Source organism: Desulfatibacillum aliphaticivorans DSM 15576 (genome assembly GCF_000429905.1).
Lineage (GTDB): Bacteria > Desulfobacterota > Desulfobacteria > Desulfobacterales > Desulfatibacillaceae > Desulfatibacillum > Desulfatibacillum aliphaticivorans.
Genome location: NZ_AUCT01000001.1, coordinates 166,166 through 192,938 on the forward strand (window position 1 = coordinate 166,166; position 26,773 = coordinate 192,938).

9 protein-coding genes and 1 tRNA gene are annotated in these 26,773 nt (G+C 56.5%); 4 read left to right on the forward strand and 6 right to left on the reverse strand.

Annotation, left to right across the window (positions count from 1 at the left end; genetic code table 11):
- Positions 1 to 325: 325 nt before the first annotated feature.
- On the forward strand, positions 326 to 2,143 hold the full coding sequence (locus tag G491_RS0100790; RefSeq protein WP_028313231.1) for an acyl-CoA dehydrogenase: 1,818 nt from the start codon (positions 326 to 328) through the stop codon (positions 2,141 to 2,143).
- 515 nt (positions 2,144 to 2,658) lie between these two features.
- On the opposite strand, the gene G491_RS28885 is transcribed toward G491_RS0100790, so the two are convergent.
- Positions 2,659 to 3,414: a GNAT family N-acetyltransferase gene (locus G491_RS28885; RefSeq protein WP_084511203.1), complete on the reverse strand. Its 756-nt coding sequence runs from the start codon at positions 3,412 to 3,414 to the stop codon at positions 2,659 to 2,661.
- 516 nt (positions 3,415 to 3,930) lie between these two features.
- On the opposite strand from G491_RS28885, the gene G491_RS0100805 reads away from it, so the two are divergent.
- On the forward strand, positions 3,931 to 4,968 hold the full coding sequence (locus G491_RS0100805; protein WP_157467878.1) for an APC family permease: 1,038 nt from the start codon (positions 3,931 to 3,933) through the stop codon (positions 4,966 to 4,968).
- A 487-nt stretch (positions 4,969 to 5,455) separates the two neighbouring features.
- On the opposite strand, the gene G491_RS0100815 is transcribed toward G491_RS0100805, so the two are convergent.
- A complete protein-coding gene (locus tag G491_RS0100815; protein WP_211239124.1) occupies positions 5,456 to 7,255 on the reverse strand; it encodes a dipeptidase in 1,800 nt (599 codons plus the stop codon).
- Positions 7,256 to 7,555: 300 nt separating this feature from the next.
- Here G491_RS0100815 and G491_RS0100820 point away from each other — a divergent pair.
- Positions 7,556 to 7,634 (forward strand) — tRNA-Asp (locus G491_RS0100820).
- Positions 7,635 to 7,948: 314 nt separating this feature from the next.
- Positions 7,949 to 8,875, forward strand: a complete 927-nt coding sequence (locus G491_RS33135; RefSeq protein ID WP_051326935.1) for a hypothetical protein — start codon at positions 7,949 to 7,951, stop codon at positions 8,873 to 8,875.
- A 1,012-nt stretch (positions 8,876 to 9,887) separates the two neighbouring features.
- On the opposite strand, the gene G491_RS0100835 is transcribed toward G491_RS33135, so the two are convergent.
- From G491_RS0100835 to G491_RS0100850, 4 genes are read right to left on the reverse strand one after another with little or no spacing between them, the layout of a single operon-like run.
- Positions 9,888 to 10,814 (reverse strand): hypothetical protein, encoded by a 927-nt coding sequence (locus G491_RS0100835; protein ID WP_028313236.1) that lies wholly within the window; start codon positions 10,812 to 10,814, stop codon positions 9,888 to 9,890.
- Positions 10,811 to 11,566, reverse strand: a complete 756-nt coding sequence (locus tag G491_RS0100840) for a rhodanese-like domain-containing protein (protein ID WP_028313237.1) — start codon at positions 11,564 to 11,566, stop codon at positions 10,811 to 10,813. Before G491_RS0100840 ends, G491_RS0100835 begins: the two co-directional genes overlap by 4 nt.
- Positions 11,566 to 15,525 carry a T9SS type B sorting domain-containing protein gene (locus tag G491_RS0100845; RefSeq protein WP_028313238.1) on the reverse strand — a complete coding sequence of 1,320 codons (3,960 nt, stop codon included), beginning with the start codon at positions 15,523 to 15,525 and terminating at the stop codon, positions 11,566 to 11,568. The genes G491_RS0100840 and G491_RS0100845 overlap by 1 nt, the downstream gene beginning before the upstream one ends.
- The gene (locus G491_RS0100850; RefSeq protein WP_028313239.1) at positions 15,522 to 26,576 is read right to left on the reverse strand and encodes a right-handed parallel beta-helix repeat-containing protein; all 11,055 of its coding nucleotides are present in this window, start codon (positions 26,574 to 26,576) and stop codon (positions 15,522 to 15,524) included. The genes G491_RS0100845 and G491_RS0100850 overlap by 4 nt, the downstream gene beginning before the upstream one ends.
- Between the last annotated feature and the right edge of the window lie 197 nt (positions 26,577 to 26,773).

Consider the following 26,773-nt stretch of genomic DNA (forward strand, 5'->3'; position numbering starts at 1 on the left):
CCGCCGGAGGCAGGCCTTTCGCAGTTTAGCAGTTCGCCGCCGGTGGCATGCTTTTCCGTTTTTCGGCTTTTCGGCAGTTAGTCATGAATAGTTAGCGCCCCGCCATTTTTTCAACAGCCTGAAATATTAGAACGAACACTCGTTCAGCTACTACATCATAACATTTTGAAATCAAGCTAAATAATTTTTAAAAAAAATATTGAAAAACAAATTAAATTGGGAGTATATTATTCACACGTTTGTGTAAATAAAAGGGCGCCGATATCCGCCGCTAAAGGCCGGCGCCATTACAGTAAAAAATAGAAATTTATAAGGAGACAATCACATGGCGCAGCAATTGATTGACCAGCGGGATCTTGATTTTGTCATCTGGGAGCAGATGAAGGCCGAAGAAATCCTTGCCAATGAAAAATATGCGGAATTCAACAAAAAAACCTGCGAAATGATCCTCAAGGAAGCCAGGGCCATCGCCATCAAGGAAATCCTTCCCACCCTGGCTGAAGGGGACCGGGAAGGCGTGAAGTTTGAAAACGGCGTGGTGACGACGCCGGAGTGCTTCCGGCCGGTCCACCAAAAAATTCTGGAAGGCGAGTGGCAGAGCGTGGGCGTCCCCCAGGACATGGGCGGCCAGGGGGCTCCCGGTCACATCGCCTATGCGGTGGCTGAATATTTTCTGGCCGCCAACTACGCCGTGAGCGGATACGCCAAGATGGGAGCGGGCACGGCCAGGATGATCCATCTGTACGGCACGCAGGAGCAGAAAGACAAATACATTCCGAATCTGGTCGCCGGAAAATGGGGCGGGACCATGCTCCTCACCGAGGCCTGCGCCGGCAGCGATGTGGGCGCCCTGGAAACCACGGCGGTGCGGAACACGGACGGGACCTTTTCCCTGACCGGCAACAAGATTTTCATCACCAACGGCGAGCACGATTTGGTGGAGAATATCATTCACCCGGTGCTGGCGCGGATTGAAGGAGATCCCCCCGGCACCTCGGGAATTTCCATTTTTATCGTGCCCAAATACTTCGTCAATGAAGACGGCTCTCTCGGCGACCGGAACGACATCGTGTGCACGGGCGTGGAGGAAAAGCTCGGCATCCACGGCTCCGCCACCTGCTCCATGTCTCTGGGCACAAAAGGAAAGTGCACGGGCTTCCTTTTGGGTGAAGAGAGAAAAGGCATGAACATCATGTTCAACATGATTAACGGGTCGCGCATGGGCACGGGCCTCCAGGGGCTTTCCTACGCGTCGGCGGCCTATCTGTTGGCGGTCAACTACGCCCGGGAGCGCGTCCAGGGCAGGAGCCTCGCCGATTTTAAAGATAAAAGCGCACCCTCCGTCCCCATTATCGAGCATCCGGACGTGAGGCGGAACCTTTTGTGGATGAAATCCTACGTGGACGGCATGCGGAGTTTTTTCCACTATCTGGTTTCCTGCTCCACCCGCATGGAGACGGCCGCCACGCAAGAGGAGAGGGAAATCTATTCCGATCTTTTTGAAATGCTCACCCCGTCCATCAAAGACTACCTGGCCGTAAAAGGCCATGAGGTCTGCGTCCAGGCCATCCAGGTCTTTGGCGGCGCCGGCTACACCCGGGACTACCTGGTGGAGCAGTACGCCAGGGATTGCAAGATCACCTCGATTTTCGAAGGCACCTCAGGAATCCAGGCCATGGACCTTCTGGCCCGGAAGCTCGGGCGGAAAAAAGGAGCCGTGTTCGCACATCTGCTGAAAGAGATGAACGCCACGGTTTCGCGGGCCAAGGAGTTTGAAGGGCTGAAAGACCTGGCCGAAGATCTTGAGCAGGCTATTCCCGCGTTCGCTGCAACCGCCGAGGGAATTCTGAAAAGAGCCGCATCTCCGGAATTCATGACCGCCTTCGCCCATTCCCTGCCCTTCCTGAATATCCTGGGGGATATGATGATGGCGTGGATGCTGCTGTGGCGGGCGGAAATTTCATCCAAACAGCTTGCGGACGGCGCCAAGAAAAAGGACCTGGATTTTTATAACGGCCAGGTCAAGACGGCCCGGTTTTATATCAAGACCGTCCTGCCCGAGGTTTTGGGCAAGATGAACGCCGTCAACGCCGGGTCCGGGGTGGCCATGGAAATGACCTCCGCCGAGTACGGAGGACTTTAAGATAGATTCAAAACCACGGAAGGCGCGGGACGCCGGGGAATTTTTTCGTTCCGCGTGTTCTGCGTCTTCCGTGGTTAGAATTCGGAAACTCGTGTTTTAATCAATCAGTATACCAATTGATAACCCTTTAGATTCAAATATTTAGGTTTTTGGGGACGTCTCTCAAAAACTCAATAGGTTTTTGGGGACGTCTCTCAAAAACTCAATAACTTTATATCGATTTGGAATCATAATCTATTCTAAGATGACATTGGCATATTTAAGAAGCATTGGGGATGACGGGCAAAAAATCGGGCAGGGAAAACCTGCCCCTACACATAGTCCAAGGCATTGGGGCGTGACGTGTTTCAGCCTCCCTGCCCCTCGCGCGAAGCGCCATTAAAAAATTTTTGATCAAACTTTTTTTAAAAAGTTTGCCGCCGGAGGCACACTTTTCCGCAATTCGCCGCCGGAGGCATTCAACTCCGTTTTTTCACCTCCTTGAAATTTCATTAACTTCAAATATTTTCAATTCTTTATGATCTGATCGCCGCCATGAACGGATTTTTATGGACGCGGCCCATTTCCGTCATTCTGAATTGGGTGAGGCTGGCCAAAATCGAATCGTACGCCTCCAGGACTGCCGGCCGCATGATGACTTTATGGCCCGGCATTTCCATTAAAATGCCTTTTTCGATCAGACGTTGCACCGTTGGGTTTTCAAGATCCATCTTCACGCCGGCCATGGCGTAGTCTATGATGACATCGACGACCACGTCCTTTTCAACCTCCGCCAGTTGCATAAACGCAGGGTGAAACCTAACAATCCCGCAAGGAACCTTTCCCTTGAAAGGCAGGGCGAGAAACAGCTCTTGAGGGCAATCCTCATGAATAAGCTGCGGATAATTTGCAAAGCCGAACATGCAGTAAAAATTGGGCGGCCCCACGAGGACGCAGCCGCGCCCTCCAATGCCGTTCATTACACGGGATAAGCCCGCTTTGATAAGTTTGCCGCCTATGCCCAGCCCCTGAAACTCAGGCAATACCGAGATCGGACCCAGTCCGAACCAGTCGCTGGTCCCGTCGGATATCGTCACGGGCGACACGGCAATATGCCCTACGACCTGCCCTTCAACCACTGCCACCAAAGAAACCGTTAGGGCGTCGGCCTTCCTTAGATCATCGATGATCTGGTGTTCCGTTTCTTGCCTGAATGGATAATCCTCATACGCAACGATGGTGGTTTTGGAGATCGCATCGTGATCATCTTTATTTTCAGGCCTGATTTTCATGGTCGGGTCTATCGCCTGCTCCGTGCATATTTGGGAGGATTCGTTTTACGATTCTTCCTTGTTAAACCGGGAATCCCTACCACGTTTTCGCCGCTGGATGAATCCCCCATTCGGGGGATGTTTGAATTCCGGAAGGCATACTTGATTTCTGGGGAGCCGGATTGCCCATAGGGCGTTTGGGAAATGACAAATCAACGTCCCGCGCCCTCGCGCGAAGCGCCATGGAATAGTTTTTGATCGAACTTTATACAAAAAGTTTGCCGTCGGAGGCTCGCTGTTTTGTTTTCGGCAGTTCCCCGCCGCCGGAGTCCGGTTCCATATTGACTTTGACATCCCCAATAAATTTTTATACGTATTTATTGAAATTGCCCCTTTCATTTGTCAATTTGACGCCATCCAAGCCCGCGTTTCGCCTTTTCGGCCCATCTTAAGGGGAAAGAGAATAGAAATATTTTGGTCGTTTCAGCGTCCAGCATCATTGTCATCGTAACGGCTATAGCATCAGCCGGAGTACTCTTGTTTTATCGTCCCCTAGCTGCATCCTCAACATGGCGAGCCGCCATCACGCCCCTTGCTTCGATCATGGGGAGCGGTTTTCTGGTTTGCGCGCCTTTGCTGTACGCCGGCATTGGGAACTATGCTGTTTTGGCAATGGCGGGCGCCTATTGCATATCCGTGTCCTATTATTTGCAGTTGCTTGCCAGCTTCGCCTTGCAGCCATTCTCGTTTGATGGGGTCTGGCTCGGAAAAACGCTGGTTACAGGCATTCTCGCGGGGATCGGATTTGTCGGAGTCACACGGGGCCTCAAGGGAATTGAGCGCGTGGAACGCGTTGTGGTGGGTATTAACCTGTCCATGATAGCGGCCCTGATTGCAGGGCTGATTTTTTTTAATATTTCCGCCCTAAGCCATGGGACCTGGAGTCTTCACCCCATGGCCATTCCAAAAGACAAGATTCACATTGTCCGTTTATTGATGGGTATGCTGATTGTCGTGCAGGGGTTTGAAACCTCCCGCTTCCTGGGCGCCGAGCATCCCAAGGAAGAGCGGATCCGGACAATGAAGCTGGCGCAGCTCGTTTCAAGCGCCATATACATCTTGTTTATTTTTCTCATGGCTGTTGTCATAAACCAAAGCGATAACGCCCAAACCGGGATAACCGCCATTGTGAGCTTTTCCAAGATCATCGCGCCGATTCTTCCCGTCCTGATTACAGTTACGGCAATCGGAAGCCAATTTTCAGCAGCGACGGCTGACGACGCCGGCTGCTCCGGCCTGTTGGAGGCCATCTTAAAAAAGAGAATCCCCGCCAAAGACAATTATGTCATCGTGTCTTTGTTGGCTATTACGCTCACATGGTTAACCAATGTCTACCAAATCATCAGCTTCGCATCACGCGCTTTCGCCTTGTATTACGCCATTCAGTGCGTCGTAGCTATTTTGGTCATGCAAAAGGTTCGACCAATTCGGTCCTCCGCAATAAAGACGGGCGTGTTTGGAGCCCTTGGGGCGGTTTGCGTGCTTGTCACGCTGTTTGGCATTCCCGCCGGATGATCATAAGCAGCCAAACGATTCAGCGGCGGAAGACCAGGGGGAGTCGGCAATTATCGCACGGCGAGTCAAAAAATGAGCCAATTTAAGCGATCCATAAAGATTCTGTGTATAGCGCTTTTTTTGGGAGCCTTCTTTGTTACGGCCCGGCTTGGGGGGAAGTGCGTTAATTCGAGTTCGCCGTACGCCGATATTCGGATAACGACGGCGAAAAAGCGCGTTCAAGAGTTTCAAACCACGGAAAGCACGGAAGACACGGAATTTTTTCGTTCCGTGTCTTCCGTGCTTAAGGTAATTATTTTAAATAGATAGAGTATTAGGATAAACTTACCCTCGCGCCAAGCGCCATTTAAAGTTTTTTGCGGAGCTTTTTTAGCAGCTTGCTGCGGGTAGAAAAAATAAGCGACCCGCCGGAGGCATGTTTTTCCGCCCTTTAGCAGGTCGCCGCCGGAGGCGCAGTTTGGCAGTTCGCCGCCGGCGGCCGATCCCATTATTCCTTATCGGGCTTGTCATATTTGATCGGCCCGTGCGGCCAGCTTGTGGTGTCCCGCCACTCCTTGGGATATCCCATTTCGATATTCAGTTTACCGGGATAATTCAGGCCGCCGTCAGCGTATTTTGCAACCAGTAGATCGCCAAAGGCCTGCCACGTCGTAAAGGTGTCATTAGCCGAGCTCACGCTGAACTCCGTCAACAGGGCCCGCGCTTTTTCCGGGTCCTTTTTATAGGCGGCCAGGGCCTCTTGATCCATTTCGCGAACGGCGTCTCCCAGCTCCCTTTCCATTTGGTTGCGTTTGGACTCGATGTCGCGGTGGATATGCTTGTAGTTCAAGGCCGCCCAGTTTTCCACGAAGTTAAAAGTCCAAAAGGCCGAATCGCGGGTAAAGTAGCGCGCATCGCAGGTTTTGTACGGAGCGGCAATGGCGGTCGCCCCCACATAGAATGGCGTAAAACAGGTTTCCGAAGGCTTGCCGTTGCCAAACCAAAGAACCCCGCCGATGGGATCGGGCAGGCTGCTGCGGCCTTCGCACACAAACACGTAGGTGCAATAATAAACAGACAGGGGGCGTTCCCAGGCGCCTTCCAGCTTTTTCGAGGGATCGCTCACGTCTCCGCCGGCGTCGTAAGGCCCCAGGATTCTGTAAGGGCAGCCAAAGGGGCCTGCGGCCACGCCCTTTGTCATGTCAAACTCCGTTCCTTCGTAATGATCCCGATGCAAGGCCATCACGTCTTTCCGCGACAATTTTTTATCGGGTTTGATCGTAAACGGAAAAGCCTTGGTAAAGCCGTCCTCCACCCATGGGCTGAAATCGCGCGATGGCGCCAGCTTGGTCATGAGGCGCCACACGCGGCGCAGCGAATAATAGGGATGGTTGTACTCCCCCTTGCTGACGGTGCGAAGCCAGTCCAGCTTGCCGTCTTCGGGCTTCCACCAGTCCATGGCTTCTGCAGTGGAATAAAGATGCCTGCTGTACAGTTGGTTCGGGTTGTCCGGATCAATCTCGCGAATGCGCAACTCATTGGCGGCGACGAACACTTCCCCGTCCGGCACTTTTTGGGCGACCCACAACCCGGGCACGTCCTTGGGGCCGGGGACCATTTCGATGACCCAGGCTTCCTTGGGGTCGGCCACGGGCAGGGTTTCTCCGGTTCCGTAATAGCCGTAAGTATCTATCAAGTCGCCCATCAACTTCACGGCGTCCTTGGACGTCTTGCACCGCTCCAGGGCCACACGGGCCAATTCCGCGCTGTAAAACAAGCGTTTCGGCCCGGGCATGCGTTCCTCTTTTTCAATGTTGGTGTCCGTCTTGGAGCCGTCCGTGCATTCCCCGAACATGAGCTGGTGCTCGTTCATGATCCCGTAATTGCCGTCATAATAGGCGTAGGTATGGGCAACCTGGGGGATGTATCCCAAGGGCTCCGTCTGGGGAGCTCCGGGATTTTCATAATCCGGCCCGCGGGAGATCCCCGTATACCGGCAATAGGTGAAGCTGGCGTATTCCGGCAACTCCCCGATGGAAACCGCGTCATAATAAACAGGGCGGGAGCTTCCGGCTTTATGGTCCGCCGCCGGGACGTACATCAAACGGGCGTCGGCAAGATGCCCGTCATCCGAATGGGACACGAACATGGCCCCGCTCTCGGACGCCCCCGGGGTGACAATGGTTGTTGTGCAGGCGCTGCACATTGGGCATAAAAAAAGCAGCAGGCCTGCAAAAATGATAAAAACCATTCCCGCCTGACGAAATTTTCTAAACGTAAACGCCGAACCGTTTTTTTGAATGCGCATTTCAGTCCCTCCATGCAAGTTATAGAAACCGTGGATAAGATAATGCTGTCCGATTTATTCTGTGATGATATTTACCTAACACTCCGGGACGGGCGCATGTCAAGGTTATTAACCCGATGTCAGGCTGTTGCGGAAGCATACAGGGAAGACGGCAAATGAGGACGGCAAAAAAATTAGGGCTGAGTGAAAAAGGCAGTTGACCTTTTGAAAAACATCTGGTAAATCGCCATTTCCACTTGAGTTGAAGACGGAGCGAACGCAACGGAGTCAACATAGGGCGGAAAAAGATCCACCCAATACGGGGGCGTAGTTCAGCTTTGGTTAGAACGCCGGCCTGTCAAGCCGGAGGTCGCGAGTTCAAGTCTCGTCGTCCCCGCCACAAAGACACTTCCAAGGGTCATCCGATTTATCGGGCGGCCCTTTTTTTATTCCAGCATACACCAAAATATTCTTCTTCACGAATAGTTGAAAATAAGTTATTCTCTGACGAAAATACAGACCAATCTATGCAAGATATTACCAGATAGGCAATAGTCTATATTTTCAAGGATGTCTTTAGGAATCCCGGCGATAGCCCCCCCCCTGTGGCCGACATCATTGGGATAATAGGATTGGATGCCGTCGAACCAGCGACACCGCCCAAAACAAACATTGTATTGCTAAATTGAACCAGTAAACCGGAGGTTAGCCTAAATGATAAGAAAAACAGCACTACTTATAGGCTTTACTATTTTGAGCATTTTTAACCCAGTACACGCTGATCCTAGCAAAGAGATTCTTTATCTGATGAATGAACCTGTATCAATGCTCGATTGGACACTTTTTGAAATTGAGCAGCGATTTAGTGATTTATGTATTCCTGAAGATAGCTATAACTGTTCAATGAACGCGATGTATAGTTTTTCTACAAATGAGATAGTTATTTATAGAAATATTTATATACGGCAGGAAGATAATATTGAAACACTCAAGCAATCCTGCAAAGATGCTATTGACTGGATAAAACTGTTTCAAACAAAAACTACATACAGAGAAGATATAAGTCATCATTTTTGGCAATCACAGGATAGCCCAAATATTGATGACATTTCACAACAGTTGTACGAGAGTACAAGAATTTATTTACATATCCATATAAGAGATGAAAACACCATACGACCTGTTATGACTTGTAGCGCACGACTTTCAGATGATACTGTTTTCTTTTCTGATCGACAAAATAATAGCGATTTAGAAGATCAGCCAAATAAGCAATCAACAACGGGAAAGTGGGATGTCGCAGAAGACATTTTGAACGGCAATATTAAGCAGGAAAGGAAAAACGAGGTTAATTACATCATCCCCTGGTGCTCCTCCAATTCCGGCAGAAAGGAGGTTCTTTTAAGAGATAATACCCTCTGCGACTGCGTGACAGACACCCACGCCGTTGAATTCGATTTTGCAGAAAATTGGACCGAAGCTGTTGGCCAAGCCCTCCACTTTGCCAGGATGACGGCAAAAAAGCCGGGGATCGTGCTTATTTTGAGGTCAAAGGATGATAAAAAGTACATGGATCGACTAAATCAGGAAATCGAACAATACAACCTTCCAATCGAAGTTTGGAGCATTCAAGAATATTGAATTGATCTTCTTTCAGAGGACATCAGACAAAAAATCAATAACTCTATTTCAAGCATTGGAAAACTTAGTCTTTTCGTGCGGGTTATGGGCGTCCGGCAGCTATGCGGCTGTACTACGTGTCGCTCTGCGACCCAGGCAGGATACGGCTCTGCCTGGGCTACCCAACCTCCAACTACGGCCTTATAGCAAGCTGCGTTCAAACAGGTAATAATACTCAAAGGCGAGTCCAAAAAGACACTGGATCCCGGCTTGCGGGACGGTCTCCAAAAGAAGTCCGTCCCTTGCCGGGATGACGATCTTTAGAGGTTAACGAAAACTCCGAAGGTGATTCCAAGCCCCGTCCGCTGCAATAGCCGCCGATCTTCGTCATCCCCGTGGAGGGCGGCGGCGGGATGATTGCCTTTTTATGCAATCATCGTGACGCCGTCCCGAAAACGGGGACCCAGAGTCATTGTGCAAAAAATGCAGGGCGTGGATTAAAAGAATGAGCAAGTTATTCGAATGATAGCAACTTGGTAATACAGGGGAGTGTTTTTCCGGGCGGCACAAAAACCCAAGGACAAAGACCCTGGATTCCCGATAAGGAAGGGTTGGGAGACCCAACCCCTACAAGGATTGTAGACGCTCGGGGAACTACTAACAAAAAAATCGGGATGGGAAACACCCTGCCCCTACGCGGGCGCGGCAAGCGGCGTCCTTACGTGCTCTTGGAATACCTGGGAATGGCGGATGGAAGACGCTCGGAATGACGAAGAAAAATCTCCAAACCACGGAACGCACGGACGCCGCGGAAGTTTTTAAATTCCGTGTTTTCTGTGTCTTCCGTGGTTAAAAAAATCATTTTGGAAAAGGAATCCTCTGGCAAAGGCGCCTTGGCGCGAAGCACCATTGAAAAATTTTTGATTAAACTTTTTTGCCGCTTTGCGGCGTGTAGATAAAGAGTTTGCCGCCGGAGGCGCGTAGTTATTCCTTTTTTGCAGTTATGTAGTTAATCTGTTTCGCTTTTTCGATTTTAGTAGCCTGCGGCTTGTTGCAGCAGGTACAGGACGTCTTTAGGTTCAACGCCGTCCTGGCCCGGGTCTGTTATGGAGCAGGCGCAGGGCTGATCCAGGTTGGACGCCAGCACGCGCAGGCTCAGGCCCGCCTCATAAATCTCACTGCCGGCGTTTGTGGTTTCCAGGGCAAGGGATTGAGCCTCGGCCACGGCGAATTCCTGGTCGAATTGCATGGCGATGGTCGCCCACACGGGCGGGCCGTCCGTTCCGCGCAGGATGACCAGGATCAACTCTTTTTCCCCCTCGGGAGTCCAATTGACGCCGTCTTCTCCGAACACATTGGACAGATTCAGGCTGACCGTATCGTCTTGTGCGCCGTCGCCCACATAGGCTGAAACCCCGTGCCTGGTTCGGGGGCAAAACGCGGAGGCTACGTAACCCTCGACGTCGAGCGTTCCAGACCCGTCGTCCAGTTGGATGGCCAGTATGGGCGTATTGGCGGCGAATCCGGCCGCCTTGGGCGTTTTAACCGAACGGGTTCCGGTTTCGGGATAAGTCAGAGTCTCGCCGCTGTCGTAGGCAATGGCTGCGGTAAAATAGTATCCCGTGTCCGGCTTGAGGCCGGAAACCCTTATTTTATACAGGCCAAGGGCCTTGGCTTTTTCCCGAAAGGCGTATTTGGCGGACATGGCCTCGTAAGCGTCGGCCGCAAGGGGATCTCCTCCGCTCAAGGGAAAGGCCCGGACAACCACCTCGTCGCCCGCCTCGATGGTTCCTGCGCTGTCCGTATAGACCGTGACCGAAGGCTCGCCGTCCGGGTCCGCCTGCCACAGGACGTCAAACCCGCCGGGGGTTACGTCCAGAAGACACACGCCGGGCTCGGCAAGGGCGTGCCCCGCCGCCAGGATCATTACCGCTGCAATCATGCAACATATTTTTTTCATTGCGGAATCTCCCTGGTAATGGTCTTTTTTACAGGCCTGCCCTTGGATTGCAGGGTGGGCTCGCCGCCGGCCAGGATGATGAAACGATGCATGCCCGCAGCCCTGAGATGCCGGGCGTATTCCTGGGCCTTGCCGTCTCCGTTATCGATGAGTACAAGCAGGTCCCGGGCGTTGGAATTATCCACCAGCCCGGACGATTTCCGGCCCGTCTTAACCACCCGGGCTTTGGGAAACAATGCCTGCAGATCAGCCAACGCTTCGCCGCCTTCCTTCCGGGCGCTCTCTTTCCGCAGATCCACCAGCAGCACGTCGGGGTTGGTTTCCACAGCGCGTGACAGCATGTTGTAGGTCACATACTGAAAACTCTCCTCGCTGAGCCCGCTGGGGCCCGTGGCTGCGTATCCCAGGGCGGCCCACCGGCTGAAACCGCCGTCCAGCCGCTCGGCCGTAATCCCCTCCCGCGCGTTCAGGGAGTCCAGGCATTCGTCCTCCCATTCAATGACGATGCCATCGCCGTAGATCACCACTTGGCCCAAGGGAGGCAGGTTTTTCTCCTGGCACACGCTGGCCGGAATATTGATGGCTCCGGGAATATGGGACTTGCTGTAATGAAAGGACGGACGCACGTCCACCACCGTGGGCGGATCGCCGGATTTCAGCATGGCGTCCAGGGCTTCGGGGCTCAGGCAATGGCCCGATTGCGCGCCCAGGATCAGCGCGGCTATGGTCAGCAAATAAACAAGGGGTTTCATTATTGCTCCTCCCAAGGATTCCAATCGTTCACGGCCTGAGCCATGTCCACAAGCAGAACGCTTGACGCCGGGATGACAAAGTCTTCCCCGGCAAGTTCGCCGTTTCCATCAATATACGCCACGGACCAGCGGCCGGCGGCGGAGTTAAGACCGCGCACAGCGTTTACGTTTTCAACGCCCAGGGACTTGATCAGCGTCCAGGCGGTCAAGTCGTCCGGGAAATACGATCCAGACAGCACATTCAGGCCTTCGGCCAGGGCTGGGATGGGATTGCCTTCCATGCCCAGTTCCAGCAGATTGGCGGCGCCTAAATCCGTCCATACAAAGGTTCCGGCTTCCAGGCTGAAATTCTCGCCCTGAGCCGCACCGTCCGCCCACGTTGCCGTCTCCATGACCGGTGCGGGCGCCAGGGACGTAAAGCGCGACACCGAAGCCGCGCCTGCCTTGGCGTTGTATTCTTCCAGCAATGTGTACGCATCGGAGCATGCGTCAACCATGGTCTGGGTGACGACCACGCAGTTGGCGCCCGAAAACACGGCCTGGGTTTTGGGAATCGGGACGATGCTCACCGAAGATCCCGACTGGCAAACCAGCTTGCCCGCCGCAAGGCGGGGCGATTCCATTTGCGTGGAAGCGCCGGTCAACTGCATCCAGGCGCCGGTTCCCAAAACCAGGGTGCGGATGTTCTGCATGTCCGCGCCCATGCTGTCTTCTTCATAGGTTATAAAGCGCCCGTTGATGCTGGGCAGGGTTTCGTTTTCGTCAGTGGCGGTCAGGCGGCGGACCTTGCGGTCGGACGTGGCGCAGCCGAAAATATCGTTCTGCCCTTCCCTGTTATCCTGCCACACCAGCCACCCTGCGCCCAGGTCCGGGCGATACTGGCCGTCGATGCTGTCGGTGATGCGGTAAACCTCGCCGGTCAGGATGTCGGTCATGTAGATTTCGCCCCATCCCGTATCCCGCATGTCCTGCCAGGCGCACCAGCGGCCCCAGACCGTGGGATAAAGCTGGTCGAATGACGAGGAATCCGCGCCCACGGTCACGTTGTTTTCCAGGTCGTAAATCCTGACCTGCCAGGGATCGTCCGGGTTGTCCGAGGCCTTGGCCTCGTAAACCACAAAAGGCCAATGCACGTCCGGCCGCTGCTCGTCCGTATCCCCGCTTTGGGTGATGTTCACGGCTTCGGTCCCGGCAAGCAGATCCTTGATCATGATATCCCGCACGCCGTCAGCCTGCACGGCCTCCCACACGACCATCCTTCCGTCCGTGGCCGGGTTCTGCTGATTCAAAGACTCGGTCGTGACCGCGTAGGGAGACGCCGCCTCATTGGCCAGATCCTGGGCCATGATGTTCCAGGTCCCGGTTTCCTGGCTCTGCCAGACCGCAAAACGCCCCCTGGCGTCCGGATTGGAGGATTGGGCGCCGCCGCTGACGGCGGTTCCGGCCATCTCGCGGATTTCCACGATCCTCGACGCATAATCCGCATTGCCCAGGGCGTCGGTCAGGGTCAGGCGGATGGTGTACCATCCCGCCGGAACCAGGTTGCCGGCATCGTCCCTGCCGTTCCATGTCACGTCCAGATCCTGTCCCACCTGCTGGGCTTGCATGGTGCGCATCAGGGTCAAATCGCTGAAGTCATGCCCGTACATATAATCCACCAGCCACGTGAACGACGTGGGCGAATCCTGGCTTTGCCAGTCAACGCCGGTCTTGCCGATGAAATCAAGCACGTGCGTGTCTTCGGTCAGGCGATCCAGTTCCACGGTTTCCGTGATGGGCGCTTCCGCATGAAAATATCCCGCGTCAATGCGATACCGGAACATATCCGCGCCGGAAAAGCCGAACCGCGCCTCGTCTTCCGCCGAAGGAATGGCAAACTCCGCATGCCCCATGATGGGCGGCGCCGAGGCGTCCACGCTCCAGGTGACAGTCAAAGCATCGCTTTCGGGCAAATAATCGCCGTGAGCGTTCCGGGCGTTTACGGTGAGCGTTTGCCGGCCGTCGCTGAGCCCGTTCAGGGAAATGGTTTGCAAAATCGGATATTCCGCGCTCCAATCCCCGCCGTTAAGCTGATACTTGTAATAATCCGCCAGAACCCCGCCCACCGTCAGGGTTGCGGAATCGCTCCGGGTGGGAGTGGAGGGAACGCCTTCCAGCGCGGGCCAGGCCAGAACCCCGGAAAAAACGTCCACCTGTGCGTCCACATAACCCGCGTCGCTGGCGACGGTGGCGGTGATCCGCAAGGAATCCGGCCGCAAAGCCGTCATGGCGCCGGCGGCGTAAAGCGCGTTCAAATCCAAGCCAAAGCCATCCACGGCCGGGCCTCCGCCGGGCACGGCCACCGTGGCGGTCTTGACCTCTTCGGTGTTGCCCTCGCTGTCCTTCGAGTAATACTCGATGGTGTGCACGCCGGACTCGTCGATGAAGAACGGATAAGCCGGCTCAAAATCCCCCTCCCCATCCACGCGCACCTTGGTGCCCACCGGGCTGGCGTCTTCCACCGTAAAATAGAGCCAGGTGTCCGGGGTTACGTAAGTCACGCCCTCCAACGTCGAGGAGGAGCCGGAAAAGCGCAGGGTGGTGACCGGCGCCGTGAAGTCCGGCGCCGGATCGGAATAGGTTACCGTATAGGCATAATCCCCCAGGCTCACAAAATCGAAGATATTAAGGTATTCGCTCCGGTCGTTGGTTATGGGATCATAACGAATATTCAGCCAGGTATTAGGCTCGGCCAGCGTCTTGCCGTCGTTGCGCACAACCTGATCGATTTCCCGGGTGAACTGGGCCAAATCCTCCACCCGCATATACACCCAACCCTCCACGTCCGCATGCACCGTAACCGTGGCCACGTTTTCGTCGCCGATGACCGCTGCCCCGGACAGGTAGTTGACGGGGTTTGTGGTGCAATCGCTTTCATACACGGTGTCGGGAATCATATTCTCGTCCCGGTCCGTATCCGCCAAAAAATCCAGGATGCCGTCCCGGCCAGGCAGGTCGCATAAAACCTCCTGGGCGATAAAATGAGTGTCCACGCTGGTGATGAGCGAAGTGTCCTCCCCGCCCAAATCCGTGCTATGAGTGTAAGTAGCCGAAAAATCCACAAACTCGCCGGAGAGGCTTGTGATCATGTCCCAGGCGCCCTTGGCGCAGCCTCCGGGCTGGACGTCGCCCAGGTTCACGGTCAGGTTGGCGTCATCCAACGGAGAATCCATCACCCGGCATCCCAGCAACTGGGCGATCAAAATCAAACCCTGGGTGTTTTCCACGATCACCGGCTGTTGAGACCGGATTTGCACGTCACGGGCCGTTCCGTATCCTTCGTTGTGCACAAGCACACCCAAGGTAAACGGGATGGGGCTTTCCACCACGTTCGGGGTGAACGGATTGTCGCCGTCCACGTCGCGAGGCTGAAAATAGGTGATGGCCAGCCTGGGTTCGGGCCGCACCGTGATGGTGTCGGGAATGACGTCCAGGGTTTCCGGGTCGATTTCCACGTCATAAAGCGCCCCGGAAAGACTGGCGCCCACTTTGTAAATCTGGCCGCTGACTTCCGTCCCTCCGGCGTCGGTTTTGGGGATGATAAACCACTCAATGGTTATGCTTTCCCCCGCCTGAATGGTTCCGTCCCCGTCGATGGAGGAAATATTGGTCAAATCCGGGGGCGTGACGAAAAACATATCCGAGGCGTCCGCATCCTCCCCGCCCTCTTCCGTTGCAGGCTTGATAAAGGTCAGAGCCGCCGCAAAATCCGTGATCGGCGCCTCGGACTCGTTGTTGGTAAGCTCCAGGGTGGCCAGAAATCCCACCCGTTCAAAGGTCAGCTCCTGCAAAATCTGGATTTTAACGCCCGCGCACACGCCGCGAAACTCCTGCACGGCCAGGGCGTTTTGCCCCAAGACCAAAAGGAGGAGTACACAAGCCAAACCGGTTATTCTGATGAATGAGGTTGTCTTTTTCATAAGGCGCCTCCTTCCCCGGCGCCGCAGCGTTCGTGGACAAGCACCCCGCCGGCGAAAAAGGACCGGTTCCTGGTCACGTCCAGGCTGTAAACGTCAGCTTCCTTGTCTATGGCCCGGTTTCGCGTGACCACGGCGGGCAGGTTTCCGGGCCGGGAAAGGATGTCATTCACCTCGACCTCCCTGGCCTTGGTCCAACCGTTTTCCCGGGTGTAGAACAGGTGGCCGTCCGTGGTGACGATGCGCTGCACCAGGCCGTCCTCCATCTCCACCCATATCTCGCGCAGGCTTGGGGATCCCCGCTTGGTTTTTCGCCGGACCTTGTCCGGCTTGCCGTCAAAGCCCATGACATTATCGCCCGCCTCCACGAGCTCAATGGGCTTTTCGGTTCCGTCCGCCATCAAAACCGGCGTTCCCTGGGCGAAACAGGGCGGGCCTCCTCCATAGGTCCAGGCCCCGTTGCCTGACACTCCGGGTGGGGCGTCGGGCACGGACCCGGTATCCTTGATTTTGAATATCTTCTGCCACAGGCAGCTAAAGACATTGGCTATAAAATCCCAGGGGCCTTGCATGACGTCGGCCATGGCTTTCAGAGTCAGGAACATGGTGGCCGCCGCCAGGACCGCCCCGCCGCTGGTGATGCAAACGCCGTTGGCCATCATGCGCGATATCATGGCCTTGAGCGCTTTGCCCAGTCCCTGGTAACCGCCCAGAACGCAATCCAGGAAATCCTCCCAATCTCCGTCGTCCGGGTCCGGAAGTTCACCCCAACCGCTCTTGGAGGGCCGGGAGCCTTTTTTGGATATAGGAAATGGATCGTCAGCCGAATTGACGCTGCTTTTTCGTGCAGACCCTGAGTCGTCCTCATCGCCGAAATAGCACACCCGATATGGAATGATCATACTCTGGTTGGCGCCCAGGACGGGCACGTACTCGATCAAGGGAACCAGCGAACCCCAGGACACGTTAAAGGATTCTATGGTCAGGTTTTGCGCGGCCATTAGCCCCACGTTGCTCACTTCCACGCTGAATGTGTCCGAGAACCCGGCCACAACGTTTGTATATTCCTTGTATGAGGGATCCAGCACAAGCACCGGCATGGGCACATGGGTCATGAAGGTCTGCTCCAGCACGATTTCGTACCGGTCCGTAAACGGCACAGGCTCCACGGAAAAATTGATGTTCACAAAGCTCCGGGACAAAATGCAGTTCTCCTGCACCGTCTGCTCGGGAATGATCTCCACCACGCCGGTCTCGGAACTGCAGCCCGAGGCGCTCACCTGCCAGGACCACATCCCTTCCTGAATCCCCGATATAAGCGCCTGCCCGTTCTGGTCGGTTTCCGCGATGTCCAACTGCACCCCAATGGTGTTGTTGTACAACCTTACCTTGGCGCCCTCCACCTTCTGTCCCACGATGTCGTCCACCACAAACAACACGTCGCCTTCCAGGGCCGAGGTGACGTTCACATACACGGGGATTTCAAACTCCTGGATGGAATTGCTTCCCGTGACCCTAAAGACATCGTTGTGATATCCGAACTCCGTATCGTCCGGCGGGACCAGAACCACGTCAAAGGACCGGGACTCCCCGACTGCGATGTCGCCCAATTCCACGGCGCCGTCGTCTCCCAAAGGCAGGTTTGTCTGCATCCAGGAAATATTCTCCGGCGGCGTCACCTTGGCGTCCTCCAGGGTTTCCTGGCCCATGTTGCTGAAGGTCACGGTCCGGGTTTTGATGTCCCCCCGATCCATGGCAAGATCCAGGTAGCCCTGTTCCGGAGAATCCACCGCGATCAGCGGATTGGCCGGCAGGCAATACACCGTGGCCGTCATGACCGCGGTTGCTCCCATGTCTGAAACAAAAGTTAAAACGGCTATGGCTTCGTCCGGCGCGTCCGCCCCGGTATGCAAGGTGCACGGCGCATTCACATACCCCCTTGCGGGCACGGTAATTTCCCCGGGGTTGAAGTTAAAGTCAAAGTCCAGGTCGTCTATAGCAGTCCGGTTTCCTTCCGCATCCTCCACAAAAGCCTCGAACGACGCCGAAGCCAAATTCATGTTGGAAGTTCCAGGATTCATGAGGTTGACGTCAAAATCCAGGGACCGGGCCTGGGTAGTGCGGATTTCCGCGTTGGGCGACGTGCAGTACATGCGCTGTAGCGTAAAATAGTCATGCACCAACGCGTCCTCGTTCGACGGGTGGGCCGCCCACACGGTGATCCTGCCGGACAGGCCCACGCTGGGGACATAACTCAAGGAGTAGGAACCGTCGGCTTCCGTGGTCACTGCCTCAAACCAGTTGTATCCCCACAGGGAAAAGCCGATCTTTAAGGGCGCATTGCCCACGGGCTCGTCCGTGGCAGTATCGCGCGCATAGCCGCTTATGACCACGGCCGCCCCGTCAACATAGGCGTCCTGATCGCACTGGGCCGTGCCGTAATATGGCAGGACGTCGGCCGAAGCCAGGGTTTTGTCTTCCACAGGCCCCAGGGAGGTTTCCGTATCCAGGCCAAGGTCATGATACACTTTTTCCACGCCCGCAAAGATCAAAAGCGCGTCCCCTTCCTGCACGCCGGAGGGAACCAGAACCTGAATGTCCACGCAAACCTCGGTTCCGGGCGCCAAAGAGTAATACAAGGTTCCGTCCGGCATGGCCGCCGCCCCCGAGGGATATCCCACGCTATAGCCCCGGGCCAGTTCCAGGCCGTCGGCTGTGCGCACCGCCGCGTACATGTCGCCAGCGGACAGGCCGCCGTTCCTGGCCAGGATGACGTCCATGACGTCATGCCCCTTGTTCACAAGGCAGGCCTGGACATTCAATGTAACGCCGGCCACGGGGCTGCTTTGCAGAGCCAGGTTGATCATGCCCGAAGGCCAGTAAATGTCGTCCAGGATATTTTGGCCGCGATACTCCACCTGCCCATTGTCCGGATATTCCACAAAGGCCTGCACCTGGACAGCCCTCTCGTTCAGGCTTTCGCCCAGAGGGGTGCAAAACGCAAAACTGCGGTTCTCGCCCGGCGGTATGCTTTCCCCGTCCATGGATACGGCTGCTTTTTCCTCATCATCCAAAAGCAGGACAATCCCCACCTCGTCCAGGTCCAAAGCCTCGGCCGAATCATGATTGGTGATAGTCACCACAACGTTATTAAAGGAGTTGGCGGTCAAGTATGTGTTCAGGCCATCATCGTCCGGGTTGAACGCCACGTCCATGCTTACAGGATGCACGGTTACGGAGCGCCGGGGGCCTTCCCGGCCCGTATCGTCCACGGCCGCCACGCTATACAAAGCCGCAGAGGTCAGGGTGAAGTGCTCGTCCGTAAACTGGGCTTGAGTCAGGGGCTCCGGGGTAAGCAAAGCATTTTCCCGATACACGTTGTATCCCACCGCGTTGGGATCGTCGCACTCCCAGGTCAATTGAGGATAATAATCCCTGTAGACCAAAGCGTTCAGGCTGTGGATCAAGCCCACGGCCAGATTGATTTCCACGGCGGCGGCCGGGGTTTCGTTGCCCACGGCATCCACGGAGCTGACCGTATATGAGACTGTCCCGCCGGAAGCGGGCCTGCCCATGAAGCTCAGGTCGGCGCCGTCCAATACTTTGCCGGCCAACTCGCCGTCCTGATAAATCTTGTACATGGAAGGCGTTTCGCCTGCGGAAGGAGCGTCCCACGCGACGGCCACGCCCCGGGTCTGCACCTCGGCGTATACGTTTTCCGGCGCGCCGGGCGGAGTTGCGTCCGAAACCGCCTCCACGCACCCGGTGATAACGGTTTCCACGCCAAGTCTTTCCGCCGCGACCACATACCGGTAGGTTCCGTCGGCCGGCGGCGTATCCGCGTAGGTCAGGCCTGCAATGTCCTGAGCGGCCAGGGTGGGCGAATCTCCCGGACAGCCGCCCTCCCCCCGATAAACCCGATACGTATAGGCGTTGGAGCTGGCGCCCCATTCCAGGTTGATGATTCCCGCCGGAGCGGATTCGGCCGTGACCCATGGCACGCCTTCCGGCGCGGGCGGCTGGGCCGTGTCGTAAAGCTCCAGGATGCTGTTTTCCGGCTCCGTATTCATGGAATTGCCCACGCCGTCCACAGCGATAAAGGTAAATACGCCCGAGCCTGCGCCCATGGAGGCGTCTACGGTCAGGGTTCCGGTGTATTCCGCATCAGCGCCTGCCAGGACGATTTCCGTCTGAGCCCCTAAGGGAGAGGTAAAGAAGAGCTGAGGCGCCTCCCCGGGCGTCTCGCTCAGGGTCAGGGTCAGGTCCAGATCCGTGGACCCGGCGATGCTGATGACAAATCCCTGGTCGCAAGCCAAGGTTCCGGTCAGGCCCTGGGTGTCCAGAATCAAAGCCGGGCCGCTGGGGACTCCCTTGAAGGTGTTGCCGAATTCGTCCCGAGCTCCCGTGTACACGCCCACGGGACCGGATTCCATGGAGGCGGTCACGGTGAACACGCCGGTCCAGGAAAGAGGCTCCCCTTGCACCGGCGTGAGGGCCGGCGCTATGGGCGAAGTCGCAAAACTCGGAATAAAAGCCAGGTAGGGATCTCCGACAAGTTCCTCGTCCGAAGCCAAATGCACTTCCACCGGACCGGGTCCGTAAGCGTCGGCCTCAGGCACGTATGTGATGGAGAGGGCGGGCGGTACGGCGTCGTATTCCGCCTGGACGACATTGCTCAGGCCGCTTTCGTTGCCCGCGCTGTCCAGGGCGGTCACCCCGTAATACCAGACCGCCGTGCCCGGATTGGTTTCATACCACTGGGTCGTTTTCACCCACTGGTCATGAAGCGTCGCTTCGGAGACGTCGCTGAAATAACTGTCCAGTTTATAAACATTGTATGCGACGGGAATTTCTCCGGCGGAGGAATACTCCCACTCCAATGCAATGCCGGAACCCGCATTGACCTCGGCCTTCAGGTTCTGGGGCGCCCCTGGCATGACCGTGTCCAAAACGATCAAGATCACATTGGAAGCCGGGCTGGTTCCTGTGTCGTCCACGGCGTAAGCCTTGATGCGGTTGTCCCCTTCCGCCAGTTCCACGTTGGACAGGGAAAAATCGCCACTGGAATCCGAAAGGGTTGAGCCCGCAAACACGCTGTTGACGTAAACCCGCACCCCAATGTTGGGCTCGGCGCTTCCTCCCACGGTCACCAGGGTGTCGGCCAGGATCAGGCCCGCTTCGGGAGAGGTCAAAACAGGCGCCAAAGGCGGTCCGGGTTCCACAATCACGCTCCGGTCTTCAATCAGCAAGGCGCCGGAGTTGTCCACGGCCTCGATGGTGACGGTATGCACGCCCCCGGTGTAATTCCTCACGTCCCAGGTATGATCGATGGACGTTGCGCCCGACTCCTCCACCAGAGCGCCGTCGATATACAGCTCGATCTCCTCCATCCCCAGGGGAGACTGGACCGTTGCGGCGATGGTGTAAGGCCGGGTAATGACCTGCCCTTCGGTGATGTTGAAGGATTCGATCACCGGACCGCCCGTAAGGTAAGTCAAATCCACCTGAACCACTTCGCTCTCATCCCCGGTGATGCTGCGGAACTGGGCGTAAATGGTCTTGGCGCCTCCGCCGGTGGACAGGGAGTGCACCGCCTCCTGGGCGAATTCCTGGTAATACACGCCTGTAAAGGAGGAATCCTCCGAGATCCGCATTTCCGATGCGGTCCGGCAGGCCAGCCGCAAGGTCACGTCCTCCTGGGAAATAAGCGTGCGCCCGGACGCCGTGCCAATGGCCGGAGTCAGGCAAGGTTCGCTAAGCAAGGGGCTGGAGTAATCCACGTCTCCGGAAAGCGTACCGGGAATGTCCGCTTCGTCGCTCACGCCCCAGTAGTTGGTTTGGGCGTCCAGGGTCGTGCTGGAAGAGCCCGCCGCATTGGTTGCATTGCGTTTGATCACCGAGCCGTTTACGGTCAAGTCGGCCTGATCCTGGGCTTCCAGGCCGGCCGTGCTATACGCCGCCAAGGTCTTGGCCGCGGTCACAACCGCCGAACCCTTGGCCAACAGGCCGTGATCGGCGTTGTTGTAAAAGGTCAGGGCCTCGGTGGCGGGCGAGCATGAGTCCACGGTCAAACCCTTGCCGTAATTGATGAACACATGGGTCAAATTGGAATCCCCGGCCTTTTGCTGGAGCGTGATCCCCTCCCAATCGCCCTTGGCCGGGTTTTCCTCCGCCGAAGTGAATATAATGGGGTAAAGCGCCGTGCCCTGGGCGATTAGCGCGCCGTCCTCCACAACCAGGCCGGCGCCCGCCTCAAACTGCAGCGAAGCCCCTTGCGCCACGGTCAGGGTTGCGCCGCTCTTGACCGTCATGGTCTGGTGGATGACCACTTCCTTTTCGTCTCCGGCGCCGATGGTCGTATCCTCCTCAATGTCTCCCGCGAAGGGATCGGTCCAGGCGATGGGCGAGACATTGGGGTTGCACTCGCCGTCCTTGCTGTATGCCACGACCGCAAAATAGGTGGTCGCGGTGCGATCCACGTTGCTGACCGTGTACTCGTTCCCCTTGTTCAATCCCACGCTGGCTAAAGCGCTCATGCCCGTGACGTCGCTGAACGTGGAGGAGGATTGAAAAACCTTGAAGCCCGACAGGCTGCACGCCTCGTATCCGCCCCAATCCAGAAGGACCTGGTCGGGGTCGGGGCCGGGCGCCGCGGTTGCATTAACGACAGGCGGGATGATGGGCGGCGTTTCAATAAGCACTGTGGCCGACACCGGCGATACGTTGCCTGCATCGTCCCTGGCGCAAATGGTCGCATAATAGGTCGAGTCCAGGTCCAGATTGTAAATCGTGTACGACGACGCCCAACCCGGCCGCGTGGAAATCAGGGAGGCCTCGTCCGTGGAGGCGAAATCCCCGGAGCCGCTCAAGTACACGTTGTATCCGGCGTGATCGGCGGCCTTGACGTAATCGCCCCAGGCTAATGTAGCCCGGGTGCAATCGACGTTGTCCAGGACGGGAGACACGGCCGGGGGCGGCGTCATGTCCAGCTCAAAGGAAAACACGGCGGCGGCCGGGTCCATGACCGCGCCGTCCGCGTCCTGGGCGTTGGAAACGCTCAGGCTGATGGTCCCTTCATTGCCCGCGGCAAAGGAAAAATCCCCGGTCTGGTACGTGTCGTTGGCCAGGGTGGTGGTCAGCCAGGCGCCGCCCGAGGGAACGGCTGGAGCCGTCCCGCCTGTTGTGTTGCTCAGGTTCAATGTGGGCGTGACGCCCGCGTCCATGGTGGTGTTAAAAATAATGGACAGGGAAAAATCGTCCGTATTGGGAACCGGATCATCATGCGAAGCCTCCACCCGGACGATCACCGGCGCGGGAATAGCGAACGGAACGGCGTTCACTACCGTGTTCTCGCCGTCGGAAAGGTTCACGGCGGTCACGGCGACGTAATAGGTATCCTTAAGTTCGAGGCCGCACAGCACGGCGGAAGCCCCGCTGGCCTGCATGACCGGTAGAATGCCGGAGACGCTGTCAAAATCCTCGGTCTCCACGTACACGTTATAATGATCCACCAGACTTTCCGGCTGGGACGGGGTCCAGGCGAAATCCACGCAGGCGGTTCCGGCCGTGGCCGTGATGACCGCAGGATTGGCCATGAGGGTGACGCCGGGCAGGGAAAGCACCGGGCTTTCGTTGCCGTCCCCGTCAAAGGCGGTGAGTGAAAAATCGTATTGAGTCGCCGGGGCCAGTTCGGTTTTGGTGTAGGATGTAACGTCTGTTCCCAGGACGTCCGGCGAGGCCGAGCCATCCCAATACGCGTTGTAACCGGCAAGATCGCCTGCGCTGTCCGCCGAAGGCTTGAAGGTGTAGATGAGGGAATCGCCCAGGCACTCCACTTTCAGATTGGTGGGCGCTTCGGGCGCTATGGCGTCCGTGGGAACGCCTTCCGCTGAGGTGACGTTTTCGTCGAAATCGCCTTCCGAATCCACGGCGACCACGGCGAACCAATAGGTCTGCCCTTTGGTGAGGCCGGTTATCTCATAGGTGGTTTGTGTGACCGGCACGGAGTCCAGCAGGGTGGCGCTTGCCACGGCGTCGAACGAGGACGAGTGCTGATAAATCCGGTACCCGGCCACGTCGCCGTGCACGCTGGGATCGTAGTTGGACCAGTCCAGGGTGATGGTGGTTCCGTCGTGGGCGCCGTCCACCTCCACGTCTCCCAAAGTCGGGGGCAGGTTTCGGGTGGTGAAGCTCCAGACAGGTCCTTTGACCAGTTCCAGGGCCGCATCCTGGGACCAGATCTGCCAGTAATAAGTCTCGCCGGGAACAAGGCCGCCCTGGGCGTGCGGAACGCCCAAGGTCACGGTGTCGGCGTAGGCCAACGATTCAGGATCCGTTCCCCAATACAGGCGGTAGGTCACCGAGTCCTCGGGGTTCGGATCGCCCGCGCAAAAGGATATTTCCGCTGCGTCCCCGCTCATCATAACGTCTGTCTCGCCGTCCGCAGGCGCGGGCCGGTTGGGAAGGATGGGAGGCAGGTTGTCCGGCGGCATATCCTTGCAGGGGCTTGGCGTCGTGAGATAGGGCGTCGCGTTCACACTGCCGGAAACGTCGTCGCCTCCGGTTCCCGGGCCGCCTGCGCTGTTCCAATAATTATTGATCGCAATCACGCCCTCGTCGTCCAGTTGAATCAGGCCGTAGTCGCGGTTGCGCACGAAATTATTGTTAACGATGGCCGGCTGCGCGTTGTAATCCAGCTTGATTCCCTGATGGTTCTCGGTGAGGTTGTTGCACTGGAAAAGGGCGTTGTTGCAGTCGTCGCCCCGGCTGAAAATTCCCGCGCCCTTATTGGCCCGGATGTCGCAATATTGAATGACGGGCGATGAATTGTACAAGTAAATCCCCGATTCCGAGTCGCCGACCCACAGCTCGCTTCCGGCGTATTCCACCACCGCATGCTGCAACACGCTCTCATCCAGGGAGCCCTTGGTAAAATACAAGCCGCCCCAGTCTCCGGGCGCGGGATTGCAAGCCGCGGACGTGAAGGTTACGGGCTTCTCCTCCGTCCCCAGGCATTGGAAGCAGGCGTCGTATATTACGGAATAGCTTGCACGGTACCCCAGTTGCATATACTTGCCGGATTCAAAGGCCAGGGTGCAGCCCGCAGAGACTGTAAAAGTGACCGGAGGGTCCGCTGATGAAGCCGCCCAGACGTTGAGGTCGCCCTCGATCTGATACGGAAGGCCTTGGGGAACCCATGTGCTGTCTACTTCCAATTTTCCGCCCCTTACATGGACGGCGTCCAGACCGTTGCCCGAGCCTTGATTCCCGGAAGTGTATCCCACGGAGATGGGATGCATATAAACCGCTTCATCCTCATTGTCCGATATAAGGTTATTCCAAAGGGAGGGACGGGATTTGTCGTCGCACCAAACGCCCATGCCCGTGTTGCTGATGACCGTACAGGCTGAAATAACCGGGGAAGCGTCCACCATCCGTATGCCTGCGCCTCCCGCCCCGCCGTGCTGCACCGTGCAATATTCCATGCGGCAGTTGGGGCTGTCCGTCCCGTTTCGAAAATACACCCCGTCCCAATCCCCGGGAACCGCCGGGTCCTGGGCGGAATAGAGTTTGATGGGCGCGCCTTCCGTGCCCACAGCGTGCAAGGCGCCTTTATAATCCCCGTTGCTGTAATAACCCGTATTCAAACCGGCATTGGACGCAAAGGCCATGTTAACGCCGGGCCCCAGCGTCAAAAGGGCGTTTTCTCCGCTTCGATCCGCGTAATAAACGCTAAGATCCCCTGCGATGTAGTAATAAAGGCCCTGGCTCTTCCAGGTTTGGTCCTCTCGAAGAAGTCCCCCTGCAACTTCAATGGCGTCCCGGCCGTTGCCCACGCCCGCGTTGCCGGACATGCCTCCCACACCTACGGGAAAGGTGTATATGGCGGAGGATTGGTTATAGGATATGATGTTGTCTTCAATCGCGGGCGTGACGTTGTCGGCCAACCTGATTCCGTATGCAGAAGAATGGGTCAGGGTGCAATTGCTCACCGGCGGTTCGCAATTGAGGATATAAATGTTGGCGTTATAGGTCAGTCCGCCATAGGAAATGTTGCAGTAATCCAAGGCGGTGGAGGATTCGTCCGTGGACCGGGAGAAGTACAGCCCTTTCCAGTCCCCCGGAGAAGGGGTTTCCGCATAGGACGTAAAGGTGATGGGCTTCTGCTCCGTACCCACGGCGTACAGCGCGCCCATAAAATCGCCGCTGCTGTAATACCCCACGGTAAGGCCGTAACCCGGCTGGAACAAAACCTCCACACCCGGCTCTATGGTCAAAGTCGCCGGCGTTCCGCTTCTATCCGAATAGCGGACCGTGACGTTTCCCTCCAGGACGAATGGCAAGCCCTGGTCATGCCACACGCCCGATTCCATCATGCCTGAGCCGTACACCCGGATTCCGTTTATTCCGTTGCCCGTTCCCTCGCATCCCGTAAATCCGTCCGCGGCGCTGGGATACACATAGGCTGCGCCTTCGGCGTTATCCTCAAAGGTGCAGTCCGAGAGCACAGGCCGTGCGTTCGAGTCCGCGTACAGGCCGTTGGAGGCGGAGTCACGAAAAAAGCAGTTTGTCAACTCCGGGCTGGCTGCCTGACAATACACCATGCCGTCGTAGGTTGCGCCGCCGTATTCAAAGATGGCGTGATCCACAGTGGAATTCGCCGTGGTGTAGTTTGTAAAACGGACCGATTTCCAATCCCCAGGGGCGGGCTCGTCTGCGTTGGAGGAAAAAACCACGGGTTGGGCTTCCGTACCGTTGACGTCCAGCACGCCGTAATAGGGCCCGTAGCTGTATCGCCCGATCACCAGATAAGCGCCCGGCTGGAACAGCACCTCCACCCCGGCCTCAATGGTCAGGGTGGCGGTGGAGCCGCTCCGCTCGCTATGGGCCACGTAAACCACGCCGGACAAAATGTAAGGACTGCCGTCCGTGGTCCAGGTTGTATCCGTGTTGATGTAACCGCTCACGGCGGTTTCGGCCAAAGCCGTATGGGGCAGGATGGAAACCATCAAGGCAAAGGCAATAAGCAGGTTCCGCAGCGGGCGCTTTTTCATGGGCTCACCTGTTACTAAACCGTTAATCGGTTCGTATTAATATTTAGCAGCGTTTTGGGGTGTTTCTTCTGTAGGATAAAAACGCATAACATATTAATTTTTCGATTACCATAGGCTTTTATGTGAAATCCGACACATGCCTGCAAACGAAGCAAATCCCCAAAAGCTGGGCTCTGCGCTCGTTATCGCGCGTTTTT

Coding starts and splice junctions, on each gene's coding strand:
- G491_RS0100815 (WP_211239124.1), bottom strand. CDS start 7,255: ATGCGCATTCAAAAAAACGGTTCGGCGTTTACGTTTAGAAAATTTCGT.
- G491_RS28885 (WP_084511203.1), bottom strand. CDS start 3,414: ATGAAAATCAGGCCTGAAAATAAAGATGATCACGATGCGATCTCCAAA.
- G491_RS0100845 (WP_028313238.1), bottom strand. CDS start 15,525: ATGAAAAAGACAACCTCATTCATCAGAATAACCGGTTTGGCTTGTGTA.
- G491_RS0100835 (WP_028313236.1), bottom strand. CDS start 10,814: ATGAAAAAAATATGTTGCATGATTGCAGCGGTAATGATCCTGGCGGCG.
- G491_RS33135 (WP_051326935.1), top strand. CDS start 7,949: ATGATAAGAAAAACAGCACTACTTATAGGCTTTACTATTTTGAGCATT.
- G491_RS0100840 (WP_028313237.1), bottom strand. CDS start 11,566: ATGAAACCCCTTGTTTATTTGCTGACCATAGCCGCGCTGATCCTGGGC.
- G491_RS0100790 (WP_028313231.1), top strand. CDS start 326: ATGGCGCAGCAATTGATTGACCAGCGGGATCTTGATTTTGTCATCTGG.
- G491_RS0100850 (WP_028313239.1), bottom strand. CDS start 26,576: ATGAAAAAGCGCCCGCTGCGGAACCTGCTTATTGCCTTTGCCTTGATG.